The organism is Maritimibacter sp., from assembly GCF_016774595.1.
Classification (GTDB): Bacteria; Pseudomonadota; Alphaproteobacteria; order Rhodobacterales; family Rhodobacteraceae; genus Maritimibacter; species Maritimibacter alkaliphilus.
The window spans coordinates 89,252-106,582 of sequence record NZ_JACBWT010000004.1 but is presented as its reverse complement, the minus strand read 5'-3'; the positions used below and the strand labels follow the sequence as shown (position 1 = coordinate 106,582).

The 17,331-nt window shown below is 61.9% G+C and carries 17 protein-coding genes and 1 pseudogene; 9 read left to right on the top strand and 9 right to left on the bottom strand.

Features of this window, described 5'->3' with window-relative positions; genetic code table 11:
- The first annotated feature begins 214 nt into the window (after nucleotides 1-214).
- From HOY44_RS22160 to HOY44_RS22150, 3 genes are all read left to right on the top strand, one after another.
- Nucleotides 215-784 carry a hypothetical protein gene (locus HOY44_RS22160; RefSeq protein WP_287437953.1) on the top strand — a complete coding sequence of 190 codons (570 nt, stop codon included), beginning with the start codon at nucleotides 215-217 and terminating at the stop codon, nucleotides 782-784.
- 437 nt (nucleotides 785-1,221) lie between these two features.
- On the top strand, nucleotides 1,222-1,485 hold the full coding sequence (locus HOY44_RS22155) for a hypothetical protein (RefSeq protein ID WP_287437952.1): 264 nt from the start codon (nucleotides 1,222-1,224) through the stop codon (nucleotides 1,483-1,485).
- A 59-nt stretch (nucleotides 1,486-1,544) separates the two neighbouring features.
- Nucleotides 1,545-2,177, top strand: a complete 633-nt coding sequence (locus tag HOY44_RS22150; protein WP_287437951.1) for a nucleotidyl transferase AbiEii/AbiGii toxin family protein — start codon at nucleotides 1,545-1,547, stop codon at nucleotides 2,175-2,177.
- A 182-nt stretch (nucleotides 2,178-2,359) separates the two neighbouring features.
- Here the strand turns inward: HOY44_RS22150 and HOY44_RS22145 are convergent, their stop codons facing one another.
- From HOY44_RS22145 to HOY44_RS22135, 3 genes are all read right to left on the bottom strand, one after another.
- Nucleotides 2,360-3,763, bottom strand: a complete 1,404-nt coding sequence (locus HOY44_RS22145) for a site-specific integrase (protein ID WP_287437950.1) — start codon at nucleotides 3,761-3,763, stop codon at nucleotides 2,360-2,362.
- Entirely contained in the window at nucleotides 3,760-5,640 is a 1,881-nt protein-coding gene (locus HOY44_RS22140; protein WP_287437949.1) for a site-specific integrase, read from the bottom strand. The genes HOY44_RS22145 and HOY44_RS22140 overlap by 4 nt, the downstream gene beginning before the upstream one ends.
- A 106-nt stretch (nucleotides 5,641-5,746) precedes the next feature.
- Nucleotides 5,747-6,136, bottom strand: coding sequence for a helix-turn-helix domain-containing protein (locus HOY44_RS22135; protein WP_287437948.1), 390 nt, complete (start codon nucleotides 6,134-6,136; stop codon nucleotides 5,747-5,749).
- A gap of 449 nt (nucleotides 6,137-6,585) precedes the next feature.
- On the opposite strand from HOY44_RS22135, the gene HOY44_RS22130 reads away from it, so the two are divergent.
- Both HOY44_RS22130 and HOY44_RS22125 read left to right on the top strand, forming a co-directional pair.
- Nucleotides 6,586-7,098 carry a hypothetical protein gene (locus tag HOY44_RS22130; RefSeq protein WP_287437947.1) on the top strand — a complete coding sequence of 171 codons (513 nt, stop codon included), beginning with the start codon at nucleotides 6,586-6,588 and terminating at the stop codon, nucleotides 7,096-7,098.
- Between the two features lie 147 nt (nucleotides 7,099-7,245).
- Nucleotides 7,246-8,094, top strand: coding sequence for a hypothetical protein (locus HOY44_RS22125; protein WP_287437946.1), 849 nt, complete (start codon nucleotides 7,246-7,248; stop codon nucleotides 8,092-8,094).
- 143 nt (nucleotides 8,095-8,237) lie between these two features.
- Here HOY44_RS22125 and HOY44_RS22120 read toward each other — a convergent pair whose 3' ends face one another.
- From HOY44_RS22120 to HOY44_RS22110, 3 genes are all read right to left on the bottom strand, one after another.
- Nucleotides 8,238-8,702 carry a hypothetical protein gene (locus tag HOY44_RS22120; protein WP_161351930.1) on the bottom strand — a complete coding sequence of 155 codons (465 nt, stop codon included), beginning with the start codon at nucleotides 8,700-8,702 and terminating at the stop codon, nucleotides 8,238-8,240.
- A 206-nt stretch (nucleotides 8,703-8,908) separates the two neighbouring features.
- Nucleotides 8,909-9,556, bottom strand: coding sequence for a hypothetical protein (locus HOY44_RS22115; protein ID WP_161351929.1), 648 nt, complete (start codon nucleotides 9,554-9,556; stop codon nucleotides 8,909-8,911).
- Between the two features lie 158 nt (nucleotides 9,557-9,714).
- Nucleotides 9,715-10,239: a hypothetical protein gene (locus HOY44_RS22110; protein WP_161351928.1), complete on the bottom strand. Its 525-nt coding sequence runs from the start codon at nucleotides 10,237-10,239 to the stop codon at nucleotides 9,715-9,717.
- Nucleotides 10,240-11,228: 989 nt separating this feature from the next.
- On the opposite strand from HOY44_RS22110, the gene HOY44_RS22105 reads away from it, so the two are divergent.
- The 4 genes from HOY44_RS22105 (at nucleotide 11,229) to HOY44_RS22090 (ending at nucleotide 14,918) form a co-directional block, all read left to right on the top strand.
- Complete coding sequence (locus HOY44_RS22105; protein ID WP_287437945.1) at nucleotides 11,229-11,786, top strand: hypothetical protein; 558 nt, start codon at nucleotides 11,229-11,231, stop codon at nucleotides 11,784-11,786.
- Between the two features lie 344 nt (nucleotides 11,787-12,130).
- Complete coding sequence (locus HOY44_RS22100) at nucleotides 12,131-13,114, top strand: hypothetical protein (RefSeq protein ID WP_161353328.1); 984 nt, start codon at nucleotides 12,131-12,133, stop codon at nucleotides 13,112-13,114.
- A gap of 126 nt (nucleotides 13,115-13,240) precedes the next feature.
- Complete coding sequence (locus HOY44_RS22095) at nucleotides 13,241-14,305, top strand: hypothetical protein (RefSeq protein WP_287437944.1); 1,065 nt, start codon at nucleotides 13,241-13,243, stop codon at nucleotides 14,303-14,305.
- A gap of 103 nt (nucleotides 14,306-14,408) precedes the next feature.
- Nucleotides 14,409-14,918 carry a hypothetical protein gene (locus tag HOY44_RS22090; RefSeq protein WP_161353333.1) on the top strand — a complete coding sequence of 170 codons (510 nt, stop codon included), beginning with the start codon at nucleotides 14,409-14,411 and terminating at the stop codon, nucleotides 14,916-14,918.
- A gap of 145 nt (nucleotides 14,919-15,063) precedes the next feature.
- On the opposite strand, the pseudogene HOY44_RS22085 reads toward HOY44_RS22090, so the two are convergent.
- The 3 genes and pseudogenes from HOY44_RS22085 to HOY44_RS22075 form a co-directional block, all read right to left on the bottom strand.
- A pseudogene (locus HOY44_RS22085) lies at nucleotides 15,064-16,412 on the bottom strand (IS3 family transposase).
- 53 nt (nucleotides 16,413-16,465) lie between these two features.
- On the bottom strand, nucleotides 16,466-16,666 hold the full coding sequence (locus HOY44_RS22080; RefSeq protein ID WP_161353336.1) for a hypothetical protein: 201 nt from the start codon (nucleotides 16,664-16,666) through the stop codon (nucleotides 16,466-16,468).
- 81 nt (nucleotides 16,667-16,747) lie between these two features.
- Nucleotides 16,748-17,308, bottom strand: coding sequence for a MarR family winged helix-turn-helix transcriptional regulator (locus HOY44_RS22075; RefSeq protein WP_287437943.1), 561 nt, complete (start codon nucleotides 17,306-17,308; stop codon nucleotides 16,748-16,750).
- Between the last annotated feature and the right edge of the window lie 23 nt (nucleotides 17,309-17,331).

The window sequence follows — 17,331 nt, the reverse complement described above, 5'->3', positions numbered from 1 at the left end:
CGAGACGCCGCCAAAATGAGAGGCGGCACATTTTCCGGTTTTTTGGCGGGCGTGCCGGACTGCGTCTGGTTGACCCATTCGGCACCGCCCAACTCGTCAGCGAAGCCGAGGCGTATGGCCTTTGTCGCCGTCGTCTTCCGATACCACGCGAAGCGCCCGGGTCTCGCTCGGGCTTTCGGCGCCAGCTGCAGGTCCGCTTTCCGCAGGACGCCGGATGCCAGCATTTCGCGCAGAGCGGTACCGAGCAACAGACGCAACGGGCACCCCAATTCGGGTCGTCCTGGAAGCCGAAGCAACCGGCGATCTTAACGGCCCGTTCGAGGAGCGAGATGACACGCGGGTCATCGATCCGGACGCTCCCGGTGATACCCTGTTCCGACGACACCTCGACAACGAGGCCAGCGCTGCCAGACTGAATCTGGGCGAGCGGTGCACGCATATACACGACCGAGCCGTTCTGGGTTGCCGTCATCTCAAGCTCGCGGCCGGTTTCATCCTCGCCTGCAACGCGGCACTCACCCACTTGCTGGGACAAGTGCTGCAAGCACTGGATGGCGTCGGACGCAAAGAAGTGGAGCCACGGAAGGCCGACGGTATCCGGGCCGGTGCTGATGAGGGTCCCGGCGCGGGTCCGGTTGTCGCGCTTCGCGGCCTCAGCCGGACGATTGTCGTTGGCGAGGATACAGGCGGTGGCGGTATTGTCGTTCAGGAACATTGTTCTCTCCATTTTCAAGCACTGGAGAGAACGTTGGACCGTTTTCCTGGCACGGAAATTTTAACCTGAAGAAAAACGCGAAATTTCTGTAAGGCATTGTATTTTATGTATTTATTTTCAGAATTTTTCTGCCCTACGGCCCTTCGAGAACCTGACCCTCCGTCCAGTGGGTTGGATCTGTCAGCCACGCGAAGGCTGTTCCGACGGCCACGACATCCAGACTTTGACGCTCAATGTTGGAATGGCCCCCTGTTTGCCGCTATGGCGCCAACTTTGCTTTTGACACCGAAGGTGAGCGCCAACCGGGCCAGCGCCGACGCATGGCGCACCTTGGACAAGGTCACCTTGGAGCCCGTCTGGGATGGTGATCTGTTGCTTCTTTCAGGGTGATCCGGAGGCGTTTTCCACAGGCTGCGCCCACGCCTTCGACATTGACTTTAAGAGCGCTAGACATATATCTTCGAGCGTCAATGTCCAAGAAAGTGGATTGGGCAGGGAGATAAGAGATGACGCATGTTACGTCGCAGGTCCTCGGAACGGTGAACGCACCTTATAGTGCGAACCTATCCGCTTGCCAGCTTGCCGACGTCATCTCGGACGTGGGAGCCGCGCAGTCTGCTGTGGGTCCGGCCTTCTCTTTCTTCTCCGAAGTCCCAACCGATCTCCAGACGGCCTTCGTGGCAGAAATGGGCCTCACCCAGGACAAAGTGCAGGGGGTCGCAAAGCACTTTCAGTCGCTTTGTCCGTTCCCGTTGGCGCTCGCTTCGTAAACCCCGACGTTTTGAACACGCCTTCACCCAGCCGGTGGTCTGAACTGTTCGACATCGCCGTGTCGATCATCAACCAGGCCAATCGGGATTATGATCTCGTCAGTGACTGGACGTTCGGGGGCGGAACGGCCTTGATGCTGCAAATCGACCATCGCGAAAGCCACGATGTGGACCTATTCATCCGTGACCCGCAAGCGCTGCCTTATCTGAATCCCGAGACCCAGGGCTATGTCCTCGCGCTTGCGCCGGGCAGCTATGTCTCAGACGGCTCAGCGAGCCTGAAGATCGTGTTTGACGGCGTTGGAGAGATCGACTTCATATGCTGCGAACCAACTCTCGACGGAGAGAGTGCGCTTTGGGATGTGCAGGGTGCCTCCGTCAAGATTGAGACGCCAGCCGAGATCATCGCGAAGAAGGTATTCCACAGGGGTGCGCGCCTCCAGCCGCGCGACATGTTCGACATTGCGGCGGTCGCCCGTGTGAGGGGGGCGGAATATCTCGCGCGACCTCTGAGCGGCATGCCGGACAAGGTCGAGCGGGCTTTGAACGTTGCGACAGCCTACCGGTCGCAGTTGCTTCGGCCCGTCCTTTCCGGACTGAACGTGAAGCCCGGCTTCAAAGGTCTCCAAGAAACCGCGCGGGAGGAGACCGTGGACGTCCTGCGCATGGCAATGAACCTCGCTTGGTCATGACCCGGGCATCGCTACGCCTATCCTCAAAAGAGGAGAAGGGCGTAGATTGGCGTCGTCGCGCAATGCACTGGCCCTAACATTTCCTGTCAGAGTTCGGCCAATGCATGGCGATCTTTTTCAGCAGCGCGCCGTGCCGGACAGGTTCCGCGTCCGGCGCGCTGCGAGGGTTGAATCTGCGCGGCTCAATCGGCAAGCGTGCCGAGCAGCGCATCGAAGTTGCGCACGGCGGCGCTTTCGTCGAAATCGGACCGATAGACTCTCTGCGTGGTCCGGTTCGTGTGCCCCAGCAACTTTTGAAGGGCCCAGAGCGCGTCCGGCCGCGCCCTGCGAAGAAGATCGGCGATAAGCGTGCGCACGAGATGACCGTGGATTCCGAAGTCCCGGGCCAACCGCCGGTTGATATAGCCCTTGTCGACGACATGTTCCGAGAGCGTCAGCAGGTTCATGCCGTCGAGCTCATCCAGTCGTTGAGCCAACATCCAGTCTGGCCGGTCCCCGAGAATGAACCGGTCGATCAGCACGGACGTGCCGGGCCAGAGGCAGTCCAGTTCCTTCTTGTTACCGGTCTTGTTCTGCCGGAGCCCATGCTCCCAATCGCCGGAATCGAAACGTCGAAGGTCCACGCCGATGCGATATTCCCGCAGATCCCCTTGGCGATCCCCGGTATTCACGAGGAGGGCGTAGATCATGGCTTTCTGCCGCAGCTTGAACGCCGCCGTCGAATGGCCCGGTAGGCCATCCGCTTTGGCACACGCCGCTTTGGCTTTTTGCAGGATGTCTGCCAGCGTGAATTTCTTGCGAAACTCTTTCAGCCGCGCCCACTTCCCCGGATCGGTGTCCACGGCTTCGCAATGAAGCGCCGAGATAAGATTGCCGATCGCCTCGAAGCTGTCCTCGTCGAACAGCCCCGCGCGCAGGAAAAACATCCGGACGCTGTCGAGGTAGTCGCGCGCGGTGCCGAAGGACACGTCGCGCTCCTCGTCGAGATAGTGCAGAAAACCCTCGTAGAGCTCGCCCGAGGGAGTCTCGGGAAGATCCACACCCCGGCTGGCCGCCCAGGCCCGGGCGCGGGCCAACATTCCGACGGCGGACACCACGGCACGCTTGGTTCTCGGCGCGAGCCGCTTCAGCCGCGTGCCGTAGGGTGACACGCTCCGGTCGAGCACCGGCAGAGCCTCGCGCCATGTTGTCGGCCAGTCGTCCGGGGCCAGGCCCACACGTCGGGTCGACCTTTCGACCTTGGGTTTCTTGTTGTAGCGCGTGTTCAGCCAGTGGTCCCATTCCTGCTTGACCGGGCGCGACGGGGCCAGCGGCACGTCCGGCGCAAACTGGCGCAACGCTGCGATCAGACAGCGAAACCGCGACCGCGATGTGCCGGCCGCACGAAACACCTCTGCGGTCACCTGCTCCGGCGCCAGCCCGGCCTTGTCCAGTTCGGCAAAGAAGGCCTCCAGCGCGGCGGGCATGCCGCGCTGGGAAAACTCCTCTTTCCGCAGATGATCCTGCATCCGCCCCACCACGCGTGGTGGCACGTGGGGCATGCGGGCGGGCAACGCCCCTGCCCTTTGATCCCGGGTGCTGGTCATGCAGCTCTCCTTTTCAGGAACGACTCGAGGGTCGGGTCGAGGGCCTCGAGCGCTTCGGCAAAGAGCTTCGCGGCCGCCGCGCCTTCGCCTCGGGCGTAGAATTTTTCCACCGTGGAAACCTTGTCGCACAGAAACGCCGCTACGGTCGCGTAGTCGCCCGGGTTGGCCGCGAGCCAGATCGTCGCCATCACGTGTCTCATGAGATGAGGCTGAAGACCCGGCACACCGAGCCGCTCGACGCATTTGTTCCACACTTTGTTGTAGGTATGGCGCGACAGCAGCCCCTTGGGACCGGGCAAGAGGAGGACGTTCGCATCGAAATCGATCTTGTGTTTCTCGCACCATTTGGGAAGCCCCTGATCGAGCCATTGCTTTATGACCCGCCATTGGCGCTCGGGGATCTCGCCGGCGATCGGGTTACCGTTCTTGACCCGGCGGCGGTCGATTTCCAGCCACGGCGTGGCCTCGCGAAGCGGTCGCAGCAACTCGGCATCATCGCCATCGATGAAGAGCTCGTGCACGTTTTTCGAGCGAACGGAGCGCGCGAGAAGCATCGCGAGCAAGCTCGCCCCCATTGACAGATGCAGCGCCGTCTCGCGCCCGCGCGGCTTGAAACTGTCCCAATCGTCGAAGACCAGCTGGGCCTCCTCGGCCAACCGGCGGGGACCCGACACGATCGCGCGCGGCACGGCAGGATCGCGCTGAACGAGTTTCACGAACTGCTCCCGCTCTTTCGACATCTCCCGGCTCTGGTGGCTGTAGACGCGATCGAACCGCGCGCTATCCAGTTCGTGCACCACGTCCTCGGACCACCCGTTCCGTTCCGCCAGCACGTGAAGACGCGACAGCAGCCCGCCAGCGGAAGACGTCTCGGTCGGATTGAGCAGAACCTCGGACGCCTCGGCACGCGCGATGTAGTTGTCGACCGCACGCTTGACGGTCTCGGGGGTGAAGAGGTCGCGGATATCTTCCAGGACATACGCGACAGACCGATCGGGGTAGGCGTGGCGCACGAACCAGCTCAGCGCATTCAGATGGTTCTTGCGCCCACTTTCCGGGTTCCCGACGCTGCGGCGACGGCCCTTACGCCGGCCGGCATCAGACAGCTGCCCCTTACCGAGCTTACCCTCGAACCGGTCCGCGCGCCGCGTGCGATCCGGCGCAAGCGCGCGGGCCACGGCCCGGTCGCGGGACGCGATGAAAGCTGGCGTGAAAAGCTTCCAGTGGAGCGGCGCGTCTCTGAGATGCGGGATCGGGCCGACCGGAACTTTGGGAAGAAGATTGGCAATCGCCGGATGCCGGTTCTGCTCGCGGACGAGGCGGTTGAACGCGGCGATAGCATTGCGAAACGACGTGGCCTTGTCCGCGCGGCACGCAATCAGGGCCTGGCGGGCGGTTTCCGTCGTGAGCTCGGTCGGGTGCAGCTGACCGCAGTGCGACCGCAGGGTAGACATCGCCACCGAAAACAAGTTCGGCAGGATGTGCTTGCCGTCTTCATCGAATGTGTTCTCGACGCGCTCGGCATATCCCACGATCTGATCCCAAGCGCTGCGATGGTCAGAGACCGCGACGGGCGCCGCCACGCTCTCGTGCGCACGGCGGATCGTCGACGCGACTTTCTTCACCCAGGTATCGAACGCCGCTGCCTGGTCTCCAGGCGTGGCGCCGCGGAATTCGCCGGCCCACACGATGGCCTGGGCGCGGCGAACCCAGTCGTTCTCATCCGCGGGTATTTGCGACAGCCGCAGGCCCGTGAGCCGTTCGGCCTTCTCCAACGCTGCCTTGAGGGTCTTCGCGGAAGCCTCGGAATAGATCGTGGGCAGCACATGCACGACATCCTTGAGGGTCTTCAGACCGATCTGTTGTTCATTGCTCATCTTTTCATTTCCTTCTGTTGGATTTCATTCGAACGCCGGACCGTTCATTGCGAAAAAATGAATGGAACGGGGGGCGAAATATGGCCCATAAACTTCGCCCCCCGTCTCATTCATCGGACGAATTACCCCCTGTTTTCAGGGTTTTCCGGTTCACGAAGCGCCGCGCGCGCCAGGCGTCCACTTCCGCCGGCACGAAGAGATAGGCCCGCCCCGGACGTCGGCTCGGAAGGTCACCCGAGCGGGCCGCCGACTTGATGTAGGATGGCGTGACGGAGCAAAGCCGCGCCGCCTCATAGACGTCGAGGAGGTCGCTCTTGTAGGCCTCGACCATGCCCTCCGGCGGCAAGCCGCCTTCGAAGGCAAAGACCGCTTCCCAGGAGTAGCGCAGCTTCGAACCGTCGGTGACAGGGATGAGCCGGCCCCGCTGTTCGTGTCGCCAGAAGAAAGCGTCACTTGCCGAGCGCCAACGGCGCCTCAGAAACGCCCGATCGAGCAAAGCGTCTGTCAGAGGATTGCGATCGGGACGTTCAGATTTAGCGATCAATTTCTCTGTCCATTCTCATTGAGCAGAGTGGACAGAGGGAAGCCGCGGGGCGTTTTCAAATCGTCAGGAAAATTCCTGGGGGGCCAGGGACCGGAGCGTCGCGGCACCGCCGCCCTCGGTGCTTTTGCGCGTCGATCGATGGCGCGGTTCGCGCCGGGCGGGATGTGCCGGCGGTCCGACCTCGACGCCAAGCCAGACGGCCCGACTGGTGAGCAGTCACCACTGCGCGCGGCGGACAATCGGGCGCGACCTTCGCGCGCGCACCGGGTGTGACCGGTCCGGTCAGCGGCCTGGTCACCGCGCCTTCACGCTGCGTCATTTAAAAAAAATCTTCCTCATCCGCCACTTTTCGTTTCCGGGCCCGGGAAACGAACCGAACTCCACTTTGTGGGCGGCACGACATGGCCGGTCACGCGAAACCGGAGCGGTCGACGGAAAACGTCGAGCCGCTTCAACACGCCACGCCCTCGGGATCGAGGGCAAAAAGGAGATTTGTGATGTTGAAGATACATAGACGGGCGTTTCCCGCTGAACCGACGCCGCTGGAGGACTTCCTGCCCCTCGTCATGACCGCCCTCGAGGCGAAAGACCTCGTTCCGGCGAAAGCGCCTGACCTCCCTTTGCCGGACCACATAAACCGCGCGAACTTCGAGGCGCTCGTGTGCGAGAAAATTGGCGGTCGGTGGTCGGCCTTCATTTGCTTCAAGAATGCTCCCGACGGTGCACCGAATTGCATCGGACTACCTCCGGAGCTGCGTCAGGCCACCGCGATCGAGGCATTCATGAAGGCCGTCAAGTTTGTCTGCATTATCGCGACCGGCGACGATGAACTTCCGTTCTTCGCGGTGGGCGACATGCTGATGTTCGTCACCTATGGGCCAGCGCCCGCGGAAGCGGGCGAGGCGCGCGCATAGGCCGCGTACCCGGTGCCGGCCGTCCACATGCTTCGAGTGACGCCCGCCGATGTCCCGGTGGGCGTCCCCGATGCGCTGCATGCTTTCCAGCCTTCGGGTCGACCCACATCTTCTTCACCTGAACAACAGCCACGAAAGGCAGATCACATGAACACTCACGTCATCCCGGCCTCCTTGCGCGCCTTCGAGGATGCCGCGGAAACCGCGCACGTGTCGGGTCATGGCTTCTTCAAGCAACCGCTTGGCGGAGCCCACAACACCACCGTGTCGTACCATTCCTATCCCAACGCCGCTGAGCCTGCGGAACGCGCGCTCTTGTTGGAAAACAACGCCGGTTGTCTTCGAACGAGTTTCCTGGATCAGCATCCCAGCTGGAGTAATATGTCCTACAGCACGGGTCCCGGCACGCCGGTCTCGATGACCAAGCGTTTCGAACGCTTCGTTCAGTTCCTGAAAGACGACGAGGCCGCGGTGCGCGAGAGCGTCTTCATCGACTGCGCGCCGCGCTGCGCTGTTGAGGACTTGTCGCACGAACACCAGGCGCGGATCGCCGCATCGTTGTCCGCGTTCGGCTTTTCGCCGGCGTTCAAGGCCCGTTTCGGATATGAATTGCTCGCCCTTGCGGAAGAGTACGCGAACGTCACCGAAATCGACGCACAGGCAAAACGCAAGGCGGCCGAGACACGGCGCCGACGGGCCGAGTTCAAGACCGTTCCGGGGGGCGCACTGTTTCTTGTGCAAGGCAATTGGCGCTACACGTATGCGAGAAAACGTCCCGATGACGACGGTTCGATCGACATGTTCTACGGTGGGACTGGAACCACATTTCCTGTCAAAGCGACAGGCAAGCTCCTGAATCAATTGGAGCTCGCAAGCTGCGATACGATCAAGGAATTCAAGTTCCTTTCTGCGCATGAGCGGATGCCCGGTCTTGCAGCCGCCGTCGAAGCCGCCCGCACATGCCCGCGGCTTGCAGCCGGGCCGTCCACGCATTGATCCCGGCACCGGGCGGCAGGGGATTGCCCGGAATGTCTGCCGCAGCGTCTCGCCGACGTGGTGGGCCGCACGGCGGGGTGCTCTCACACAAGCGATAACAAGGACCGCGCGGCCCATGAAGGGCCGCGCGGATTACGTTAGGCCTACGAGATGAACCGGGCTTCTGTCATGCTTGCCAGGATCCGGTCGTAGGCGCGCAGGGCATCCTTTTGCAGCTCGGCTGCATCAGAGCCCATGTTGCGCGAGAGGCATTGGCAGATCTCGACAAGCGCCGCGCCGATGAACACCGCCCCACCGAGATCCTTGGCCGGTTCCGGTTTCAAGTCCGCCACGGGATGGGTCGGGAACGAAAACGCGATCCGCGAGCAGCGCCACGTCACCAGATCGATGAGAAGCATGCGGAGCGCGCCTGTCGAGGGATGCCACGTCCCCGCGCGGACCTCTTCGAGCCAAGCGATGACCCGATCGCGCTGCGCGACGGCACCCGGCCCCGGAATCTTGGCAAGATCCGGTCCGTGGCGTTTCGCGATCCGCCGTAGTTCATCGACGAGCGCGTGCGTGGTAGCAACCCCGAGCGGGAGCTGGAGCGTGTTTTGTTCGGTATTCATGAAGTGTCCTTTCAGTTCAGAAACGACACGTCGAACGGGTTGGTCTGTCCGTCGAGCGCGTCATGACCGCTGCGCTCGACGGATGGATCCGACCTGGTCTCAATCCTTGTTATGCTTGCAGCGGTCCGACCGCGTCCATGGCGGTTTCTCGGATGCCCCGGACGCTTTGGCCGGCTGGCCTAAGGACCTGATAGTCGGCCCGCGATTCATATCAAGCGTCGAAGTCTCCGCCACTCGAGCCAGAGACGATGATCCGGGCAGCAAAATGGCTCCAATGACGGCGGCGTCTGCGGGCGCTCGTAGAAAATGGCGATGTCTTCGGCGGCTTCCGCGATGAGTTGATGCCCGAGTTCGGCGTCATATTCGTGCGACCAGAGAACGCCGCGCCGCGTCTCCAGGGTGAGGCGCGGCGGGCCGGCACTCTCGCCGCGCTCATCAAATGGGATGCAGAGCGCAAGGCAAAACTGTCTATTAGAGTATGACACTTCCACGAACCCAAGTTCTTGATCGCGAGGCGACAACCCCGCCCCCCGGAAGTCCCCAAATAATTCCCAGATTTCGTCCAGGGGGTCGTAGCGACATGTTTTGACGAGGTTCCCCATAATGGGGACCAATGCCTCCTCGAGAAAGCGCGCGAGCGGGCTGCGGCCCTGCGCAACAATCTCCCCAAGGTCATCGGAAAGCGTCGCGACGGCGTGCAAACACCGCGCGGTCTCGATCATCTCTTCCTCGGAGAGATGATCACTTGCGGATTGTAGGCCGCTGTCGAGCTCACCGGAATGCCCCCTGTAGAGCGTGGTGTAGTGTTCGAGTTCTGCGGCGGTGATGAGAAGCGGGCTGACTTGTTCGGACATGATGTCCTCCTGTTCTTGACGTGGTGCCGAGGACATGGGTTCGTTGACACCCCGCCAAAGGAAATTGCGCGATTTTGAGGAAATTTCTTCGTTGCTCCTGTCTGCCTGTCTTTCTGGCCGGCCTTGAGCAAGAAGAGTGGTCCGGTCGACCTGGGGCCTCAGACCGGGGACGCGGCGGATCCCGGGCGTCCAGCCTTGCGACCGACGGATTTCGACCGTCGCACCTCGACCTTGGGCCGGCCGAACAATGCGGCCCGACGCCGAATGGAGGCCGGGTGGATGCCTTCGCGCTCACGCGCCTGGCGCACCGCCCGGTCCTCTTCGCCGTCGATCTCGGCCAGGATCTCGTTCAAGCGGGTACGAAGGGTGACCGGCAAGTGACCGAGCGTGGCACGGTTGTCCACGGAGCGATCGAACCGATGGTCGGTGTGTCCGACGCGAATACGGCGGGCGCAGACAAACCGGGTCGGTTCATGAAGCCCGGCTTCGGAAAATTCGCGCTGGAGCTTGAGGTCGTGGCCACGGTTCGAGGCCGTCTGCGAGGTCGTGCCATACGCCAGCAGGACCTCCTGCTCATCGGCCTCGAGGACCAGGCAGGGTCGGGCGTATAGCCCCGGCCCCTCTTTGCAGGGAAAGTGAAAGCTCACGATGTCGCCGGCCTTGAACGGTTCTTGTCTCGTCATATGCGGAGTCCTCTCGGTGCGGTGGGTCTGATCGGTTTCAAACAAAAACCGACCAACCCACCGCCCCGGGGGTCTCCCTCAAAAGAACATGGAGCAAAGCCCGTCTTTGGCGGCCTCGCGACGGTGCGAAACGCGGCCGAGCATGTCGATACATTCATCCGCGCTGGAGGCAGCCTTGGGCTGGATCAACGAGGTCACGCCGGGCACGCGACATCGACATGGATGAAGGACCCCGAAGGCCCGGCATCGCTGATGCGGATGGATTTGAGCATGGCGATAGTCTCCTGTTCAGGGTCTGGCTTGGCGTCGTCGCGTGATCACAAGGCGAACGTAGGATCCTCACGGTCGAACAGAAACGCCGCGGCCCTTTTTCCGGTCACTGCCTGGGCGGCTTGACCGGCCCACGTGCCAGGGGCGCTGAGGCTGCCCTCAGGTCGCATCGTGGCCCGCAATCGCACCCCACCCAGACAGCGCGTCAGCGCCCGCACAGGATTGTGCCATTTCCTCTGGGGGTGAATGTAATGAACCCTGATTTCAACCGTTTCCAAAAACTTCCCGAGAGCGATTTGACCGGCTTTGCAATGCGTTACCGAAATTCCGCAGCAATCGAGGCGGGACCGGCGCACAAATGAAGTGGCCGGGCGGCACGATGACGCGGCGCGCTGCATGAATGAGCGGATTCTTCTCACGGCTGTGGCGCCGTTTTGCGGCGCCGAAAATCGACCTACGTCCCTCGAACCCGCCGCAAGAAACGGAATGCTTTAATGGTTGCTGACAACGGCAAAGTGCAGATCCAACGCGATGTCTGCATAGATCTTTTCGACAAACTGGCGCCCCTCCGGCCTTGCGTGTCGCCCTCGGGCTGATGCATGCGCAAGAACTGATCGGAACCTGGCGGTACAACCCGGTTGCGGGCCCGCCGCCCGCGTTTTCGAGAAACCGCGGTCATCCGGGCGCGCGTTTCGCCGGGCCGCACGAACGACAACCGGATGTTTCATGCCGCGCTACCTTGGCTCGAGGACCACCGCACACTTTTCGATGAAATCGACTTACTCCAGGGCGGTCAGTACATCCGTTGGCGGGCATCGCCCGAACTCTTCGAACGCATGGCGGAGCGTATTCACTCCTACGCGCTTCTGGATTTCGAAATCATTCGGTCCCTGCGCAGCGATGCTCAGCACGCTGCATACCTCCTGACCCAGGTTCACATTCGAAAACTGCGTCCGAAATTCGAAATCCGTATTAACCCTAACCCGGAGGTGTGGCGAACCCAACGCCAGGCCTTTCTCCGCGCGTTCGAGCGCCTGGCGCCTCTCATGAACGCGGAATTCCATGTCGCGTCGTGTTTCGCGGAGGATCGGCCCGTGCTCAAACGATTGGTGATAAAAGCGGTCACGGAAACCACGAAATGGGCCCCGAAAGCGCTGAAGAAGTTCCCGCCGAACCGCGGCGTGGTGATCATCGCACCAGGGGGCAAGCGCATCAAACAGCGCACGCTGGCCGAGATCGAAGCCATGCATGCCGGGCGCGTCCTGCCGCCTCCTTGAGGCCGCGACCCCCGGCGCAACCCGCAACAGGATCCTGTATCTTGGGCCCGCTACGCCATGTGACCTGCATCAGCGGTCACTTAGTCAGGTCAGGGCGCGCTCTGTGCCATGGTCTTTGGCCGTTTTCCGATCCCCACGCTTGGGACCCAGAAAACCCTTTGACCAAGGCAAGGTCCCGGTTGGATTGCCCTGCTTCGTGTTCGCGTAAAAAATATTTTTATTATTGGCAATTGCTTACAAGGTTTTTCGAGGTTTTTTCGAAATTTCCCGGCCCGATTTTTTCCGACCCGGATCCAACGTACCGATGTCCTGTTCAGCGACACCAAACAGCGTAGGAGCTGATCATGCTGAGACTTCCGATTGCAACAATGGCCGGGATCACCCCGGGGACCGAGACCCTGGTTGCCGACATGTCCCTGAAGGCCGGACTGAGCTATGCAGAATGCGTGGCCATGATTGAGCCGGGCAAGACCCCGGTCTTCGATTGCCGACTTTACCCCGATGTTATGGGACCCGCCACGGATCTGTCTCCTCAAGCGATCCTGGCGCAATTCGACGCGCTGGTCACCGTTCTTGCCCAGGCCGACGACCCAGACACCGCGCGCGCTGTTACCGAGGCCCGTGAGGCCTTCAACGATACGCACGGGCACACAGACGGCGCCGCCCGCTGCGGGCAGATCGCCATCGCGCTCGAGACCTCATTCCTGGAAGCCAAGCTTCCATTCGAGGAGAGCATGCAGCTGGCACATTTGATCGCCTGCCTCACGGATCGCGCCGTGCTGGGCGCTCGCCACGAGGCGTTCAACGGCTTCGTCGTGGATCTCGCGGACATCCAGTGGGACCCCCGCAAGCTGGCGGCAGGTCTCGTTCGGATCGGCGCCCTGCCGAAACGCGACCCACGCGCAATACTGTCCTATTCCGCCTACAAAGCCGTTCATGACCTCGACGTGCGGGCCGGGTTCGCAGAGCTTGTCATGGAAGCACAGGCGGGCATCAACTCCGCGAAATCCATTCCGGGGTCAGCCTACGGCCGCACGTCTCTCCGACGCATGATGACCGCGTTCATCGACGCGGGCGACGCCTGGCTCGACAGCCCGGAGGGCCTCGAGCTCATGCGCCACCTTGCGCGGCTCTTTGAGGCTATCGGGATGAACCTTCACATGTCCCGCAAGGCCCCGCGCGCCGCGGCTGACAGGTATCTCGCGACCGCAGCCATCATATCGCGCCAGCGGTTCCGCACGCGACGTGACCTCTGCCTCAACGCGGCCGGCTACGGCGGCCTCGATGTGCCTACCCTGCCAGCGCTCTGGGCACCGGTCGCCGGCTGAGCCGGACGTCCCCAATCCGCAACGAACAGCCCCTCGCCTCACCACGCGGGGGTCTGCACCCAACCACTCCTCAAGGCCCACGAGGCCAGATTTCGACACAAGACCTGACCCTGAAAGGATCACCTCATGTACCTGACATCCCACCTGTCGATCCAGCGGCAGCCCTTCTGCCCCACGTTTCACAGCGTCTCGCCCAGGGACAACCTGCTCTCCGCCCTCGCCATCTTCTACAAGATGACGTTTGCCGAGGTGGCCGGCTTGGCCGCCGCCCGTTGCCTCCTCGCTGAAGACCCGGCCACACACCCCCGCGTGCAAGAGCACGGCCTGTCCTTGCACCTCGAGGACCTCCGCGGCCACACCCTCGAAGTCCTCGACGTGATCGAGCCCGCTGACTGGTCGCCCGCGACCGAGCGTCGCTTGGAAGACCTGCAACAAGCTGTCGTGGACTGGCCCGAGGCCCCCCGGCCGGCCGCGGTGGCCGGCGCCATCGCCATGGCTCTCGAAGAACTCATGCTCGAGCTGTCATGGGACGCATCCGCCCACGTTGAACTCGCGCGTCTGGTTGCGGGCTTCACTGATCATGCGACGGTCGCCTTCGACCGCGAGCACTACACCGGCTTTACCGCCGACGTGACCCCGGTGAGCGTGAAAACCCCCGCTGAAACCTTCCGGGGGCTCGTCGAGATCGGGGCCGTCTCCGAACGCGATCCGCGGCTTTCCATTCAGTCGCGCGATATCGAGGAAGGCCTGTCCAACCAGGATTTCCTGTGCGGTGACCTCACGAGCGTGGTGCTTTCCTCCATCCTCGCAGGCCCGCTTCCGGAGAAGCTCGCATCCGACCTGCCGGAGTCTCCCTACTCCAGAGAGGCGTTGCGGCGTCGTAAAGCGGACTTGGTCAGGAACAGCGACAAGCTGGATGCCATGCATACCGATGCGGGCCGGGCCTACTTGCGCGATGTGTCCCGGTACCTCGAGGGTCTCGGCATGAACCTGTCCCACGGCGGGCACGTGCGCCCTGCCCGCGAGCTGTTCCTGGCCTCCCTGGGTGTCCTCCACACCACCGCCTCGCTCGAGAGAACCGCCTATTGGCAACGCCTCGGGCCCGACGATCCGCCGTATTACAATTTCGCAGACCCGGCCCATGTCTTCCTGCGCGACTGCCGCGCCGCCGAACCCTACGGCAAGCCCTGAACCCGGCACACAAGGGTGATCCGCAAAACGGGTCACCCGGCCGGTCCAGGGCATTTTGCGCCCCCCACACATGACCCACGTCTCTACCCCGAAGGATACCAAAATGGCCTCCACATTCTATGACCTGATCGACGCATGCTTCGCCGACGTGTTCGGGCAGGAACCGATGGCGCGTTTCCTGCGCGAGCACGGCATACCCATGGCCGGCGAACCGCTGCCGCCAGGCATTGCATTCGGAAAACCGCGCCAGGCGTTTCGGAACGCATGGGATCTGACCCTCAAAGGCGAGGTGGACTACTTTGAGGGTTACGCTTGGGACCCCGTCTGCGGCGAACTACCCTTCCATCATGCCTGGGGTGTCGATCGGCGCACCGGTGCGGTTCGCGACACGACCTGGCGAGATGCAGCAGGCGCCGTCTACCTGGGCGTCCACGTTCCAACCGGCGTGCTGCTCACGAACCTTGAGGACAGCGGCGTCTTCGGTGTGCTGGACAAAGGTCGCGGGTTCGAGCACGGGACCGCGGACGCGATCTGGGGTTGGGTTGATCACACGCTCCCGCGCGATGTGCGATCGAAGCGGATCCAGCGCGAACATCGACGGCTGCATGCCTGACAGGCCGTTGAGCAAGTCCACGCCCACCGTTGTTTTGCAAGACACCGCCGCTACGCCCAGAGGTGGACCGGTTGTCCGTCGTCAGGTGATTTGGAACACGAGCGCCTGATCTCGAACGGAGGGTCTGGCTCGATGGGGTTTCAGTCTATGCCGCTGTCTGGCGGTGCAGCAAGCGGCGCTTCTCGATGGTCCTGGCTTTGATCTCCTTTCGTTGTCGCAGGATGGCTTCGGCCCTGCCGAGATGACATCGGCAGGGGTGAGGTTGCCGAGGCTCTCGTGGTAGCGGTGGTGGTTGTAGTGGTCGATGAAGTCGCCGATCGCTGCTTCAAGGCGCCTGGCAGGTAGTAGTTCTCGAGCAGGACGCGGTTCTTGAGGGTCTGGTGCCAGCGCTCGATCTTGCCCTGGGTTTGTGGGTGGCACGGGGCACCGCGAACATGATCCATGTTCCGGCTGGCCATCCAGTCGGCCAGCTCCCCGGAGATGTAACTGCTGCCATTGTCGCTGAGCAGCCTAGGCCGATGCGCGACCGTGGCGCGGTCACAGCCAGATGCGATCAGAGCATCCTCCAGGGTGGCAGTCACATCCGAGGTCTTCATCGTAGTGCAGAGCCGCCAGGCAATGACGTAGCGGCTGAAGTCGTCGAGGATCGTCGACAGGTAGAACCAGCCCCAGCCGACCACCTTGAAGTAGGTGAAGTCAGTTTGCCAAAGCTGGTTCGGCCGGGTCGTCTTCTCGTGGAACTCGTCGGCAGCTTTGATGACCACAAACGCCGGGCTCGTGATCAGGTCCTGTGCCTTCAAGAGCCTGTAAACGCTGGCTTCCGAGACGAAGTAGCGCTTCGTGTCCGTGAACCGCACCGCCAACTCCCGCGGCGACAACTCCGGCTCGTCGAGGGCCAACTCGACGATCTCGTCACGCACCTTGTCCGGGATCCGGTTCCACACCCGGGACGGGCGTGAGGGACGGTCCTCGAGCCCGGCGGCGCCGAGTGACAGGTAGCGGTCATACCAGCGGTAGAACGTCGTCCTCGGGATGCCGAGAAGGCCCAGAGTCTGCTTCGCCGGCAGGTGCGAATGTTCCACCTGCCGGATGATCTCCAGCTTCTCGGTTGCGGGGTATCTCATTCCTCGAACTCCCCATCCCCGAGCATGCTTTTTTGAGCAGGCGGTTCTCCAGCGTGAGGTCGGCGACGGCTTCTTTGAGCGCGGCTGCCTCGTGCCGCAGTTCCTTGACCTCGGGGCTCGTCGCCTGCCGCGCCGTGTCGCCTGCAAGCCGCTTCTTGCCGGCCTCAAGGAACTCCTTCGACCAGCTATAATACAGGCTTGTCGCGATCCCCTCGCGTCGGCACAACTCGGCGATGCTGTCCTCGCCGCGGAGGCCCTCCAGCACGATCCGGATCTTCTCCTCGGCCGAATGGTGCTTCCTGGTCCGCCGCCGGATGTCCTTCACGACCTTCTCGGCAGGTTCTTTGCGTGTTCCGGGTTTCTGTCTCATCTCCACTCCTTGGCGGTTACGATGAGCCAGAAACCCTCCGTTACGAAATCAATTCAGAAGTCCCAGGGGCGCTGACGGGGGACAACACGTTTGATGGAGAAAATCGACTCGTTGTTGTCTTTATCTTCCTTCAATTTGCAGGCATTCAAAATGGCTTCTGATTTTTGGAGAGCATGCTCTTGCGGCTCCACCTCTTCAGAAAAATGCTGCCCAATTGACTGGCTACCGCCGATTGGAATGGCGGCTTTTTTCACTGACGGGTAAGGCCCTAGGTTTCCAAAGGAAATGGCCGCCCACTGCACATGCGATAAGAAATGCCCCTTTGACGCTTGGAGTTAATCAACGAATCTACGGCGCATGCGCCGTGCGCTCGCATCCAGATCGTCGCTCTTACCAGTCCAACCTGGAACGCCGCCAGCGATCTTCGTCAGTAGCGACATATATTGCCGCCGCTCCGCCTTTGTCAGGGGCGCCAGCATGGACGCCTCCCTGGCCATGAGTTCGGGAATGAATGCACTATACGCACGCCGTCCCAGATCGGTCAGGTAGAGCAATTGGCGGCGATTATCACCCGGATCGACATCTCGTGTGATCATGCCATTTTTGTTCAGCGCGTTGACCGCGCGGCTTACATTGGTCTTGGAATGACCGGTCAGATCGCACATTTCCTGGGCCGCCACGCCATCGCGAAACGACAAAAAAATCAGCAAGATCGCCTCGGATCGCTTCAGACCAAGCTCATTTTCAATAACCCTGAACAAGGGCTCTCGATAGAAGTTGAGAATATAGGAGGCTTTGTAGGCGAACGGTATTTCAGTACCGTTCAGGACCGCATCGCGGTCCTGTAAACCCATATCCTTCTCATTTCTGCTTTCATCGGATTTCATGGTTTTCATGGTAGTGTCCCGGGAGATGGTGT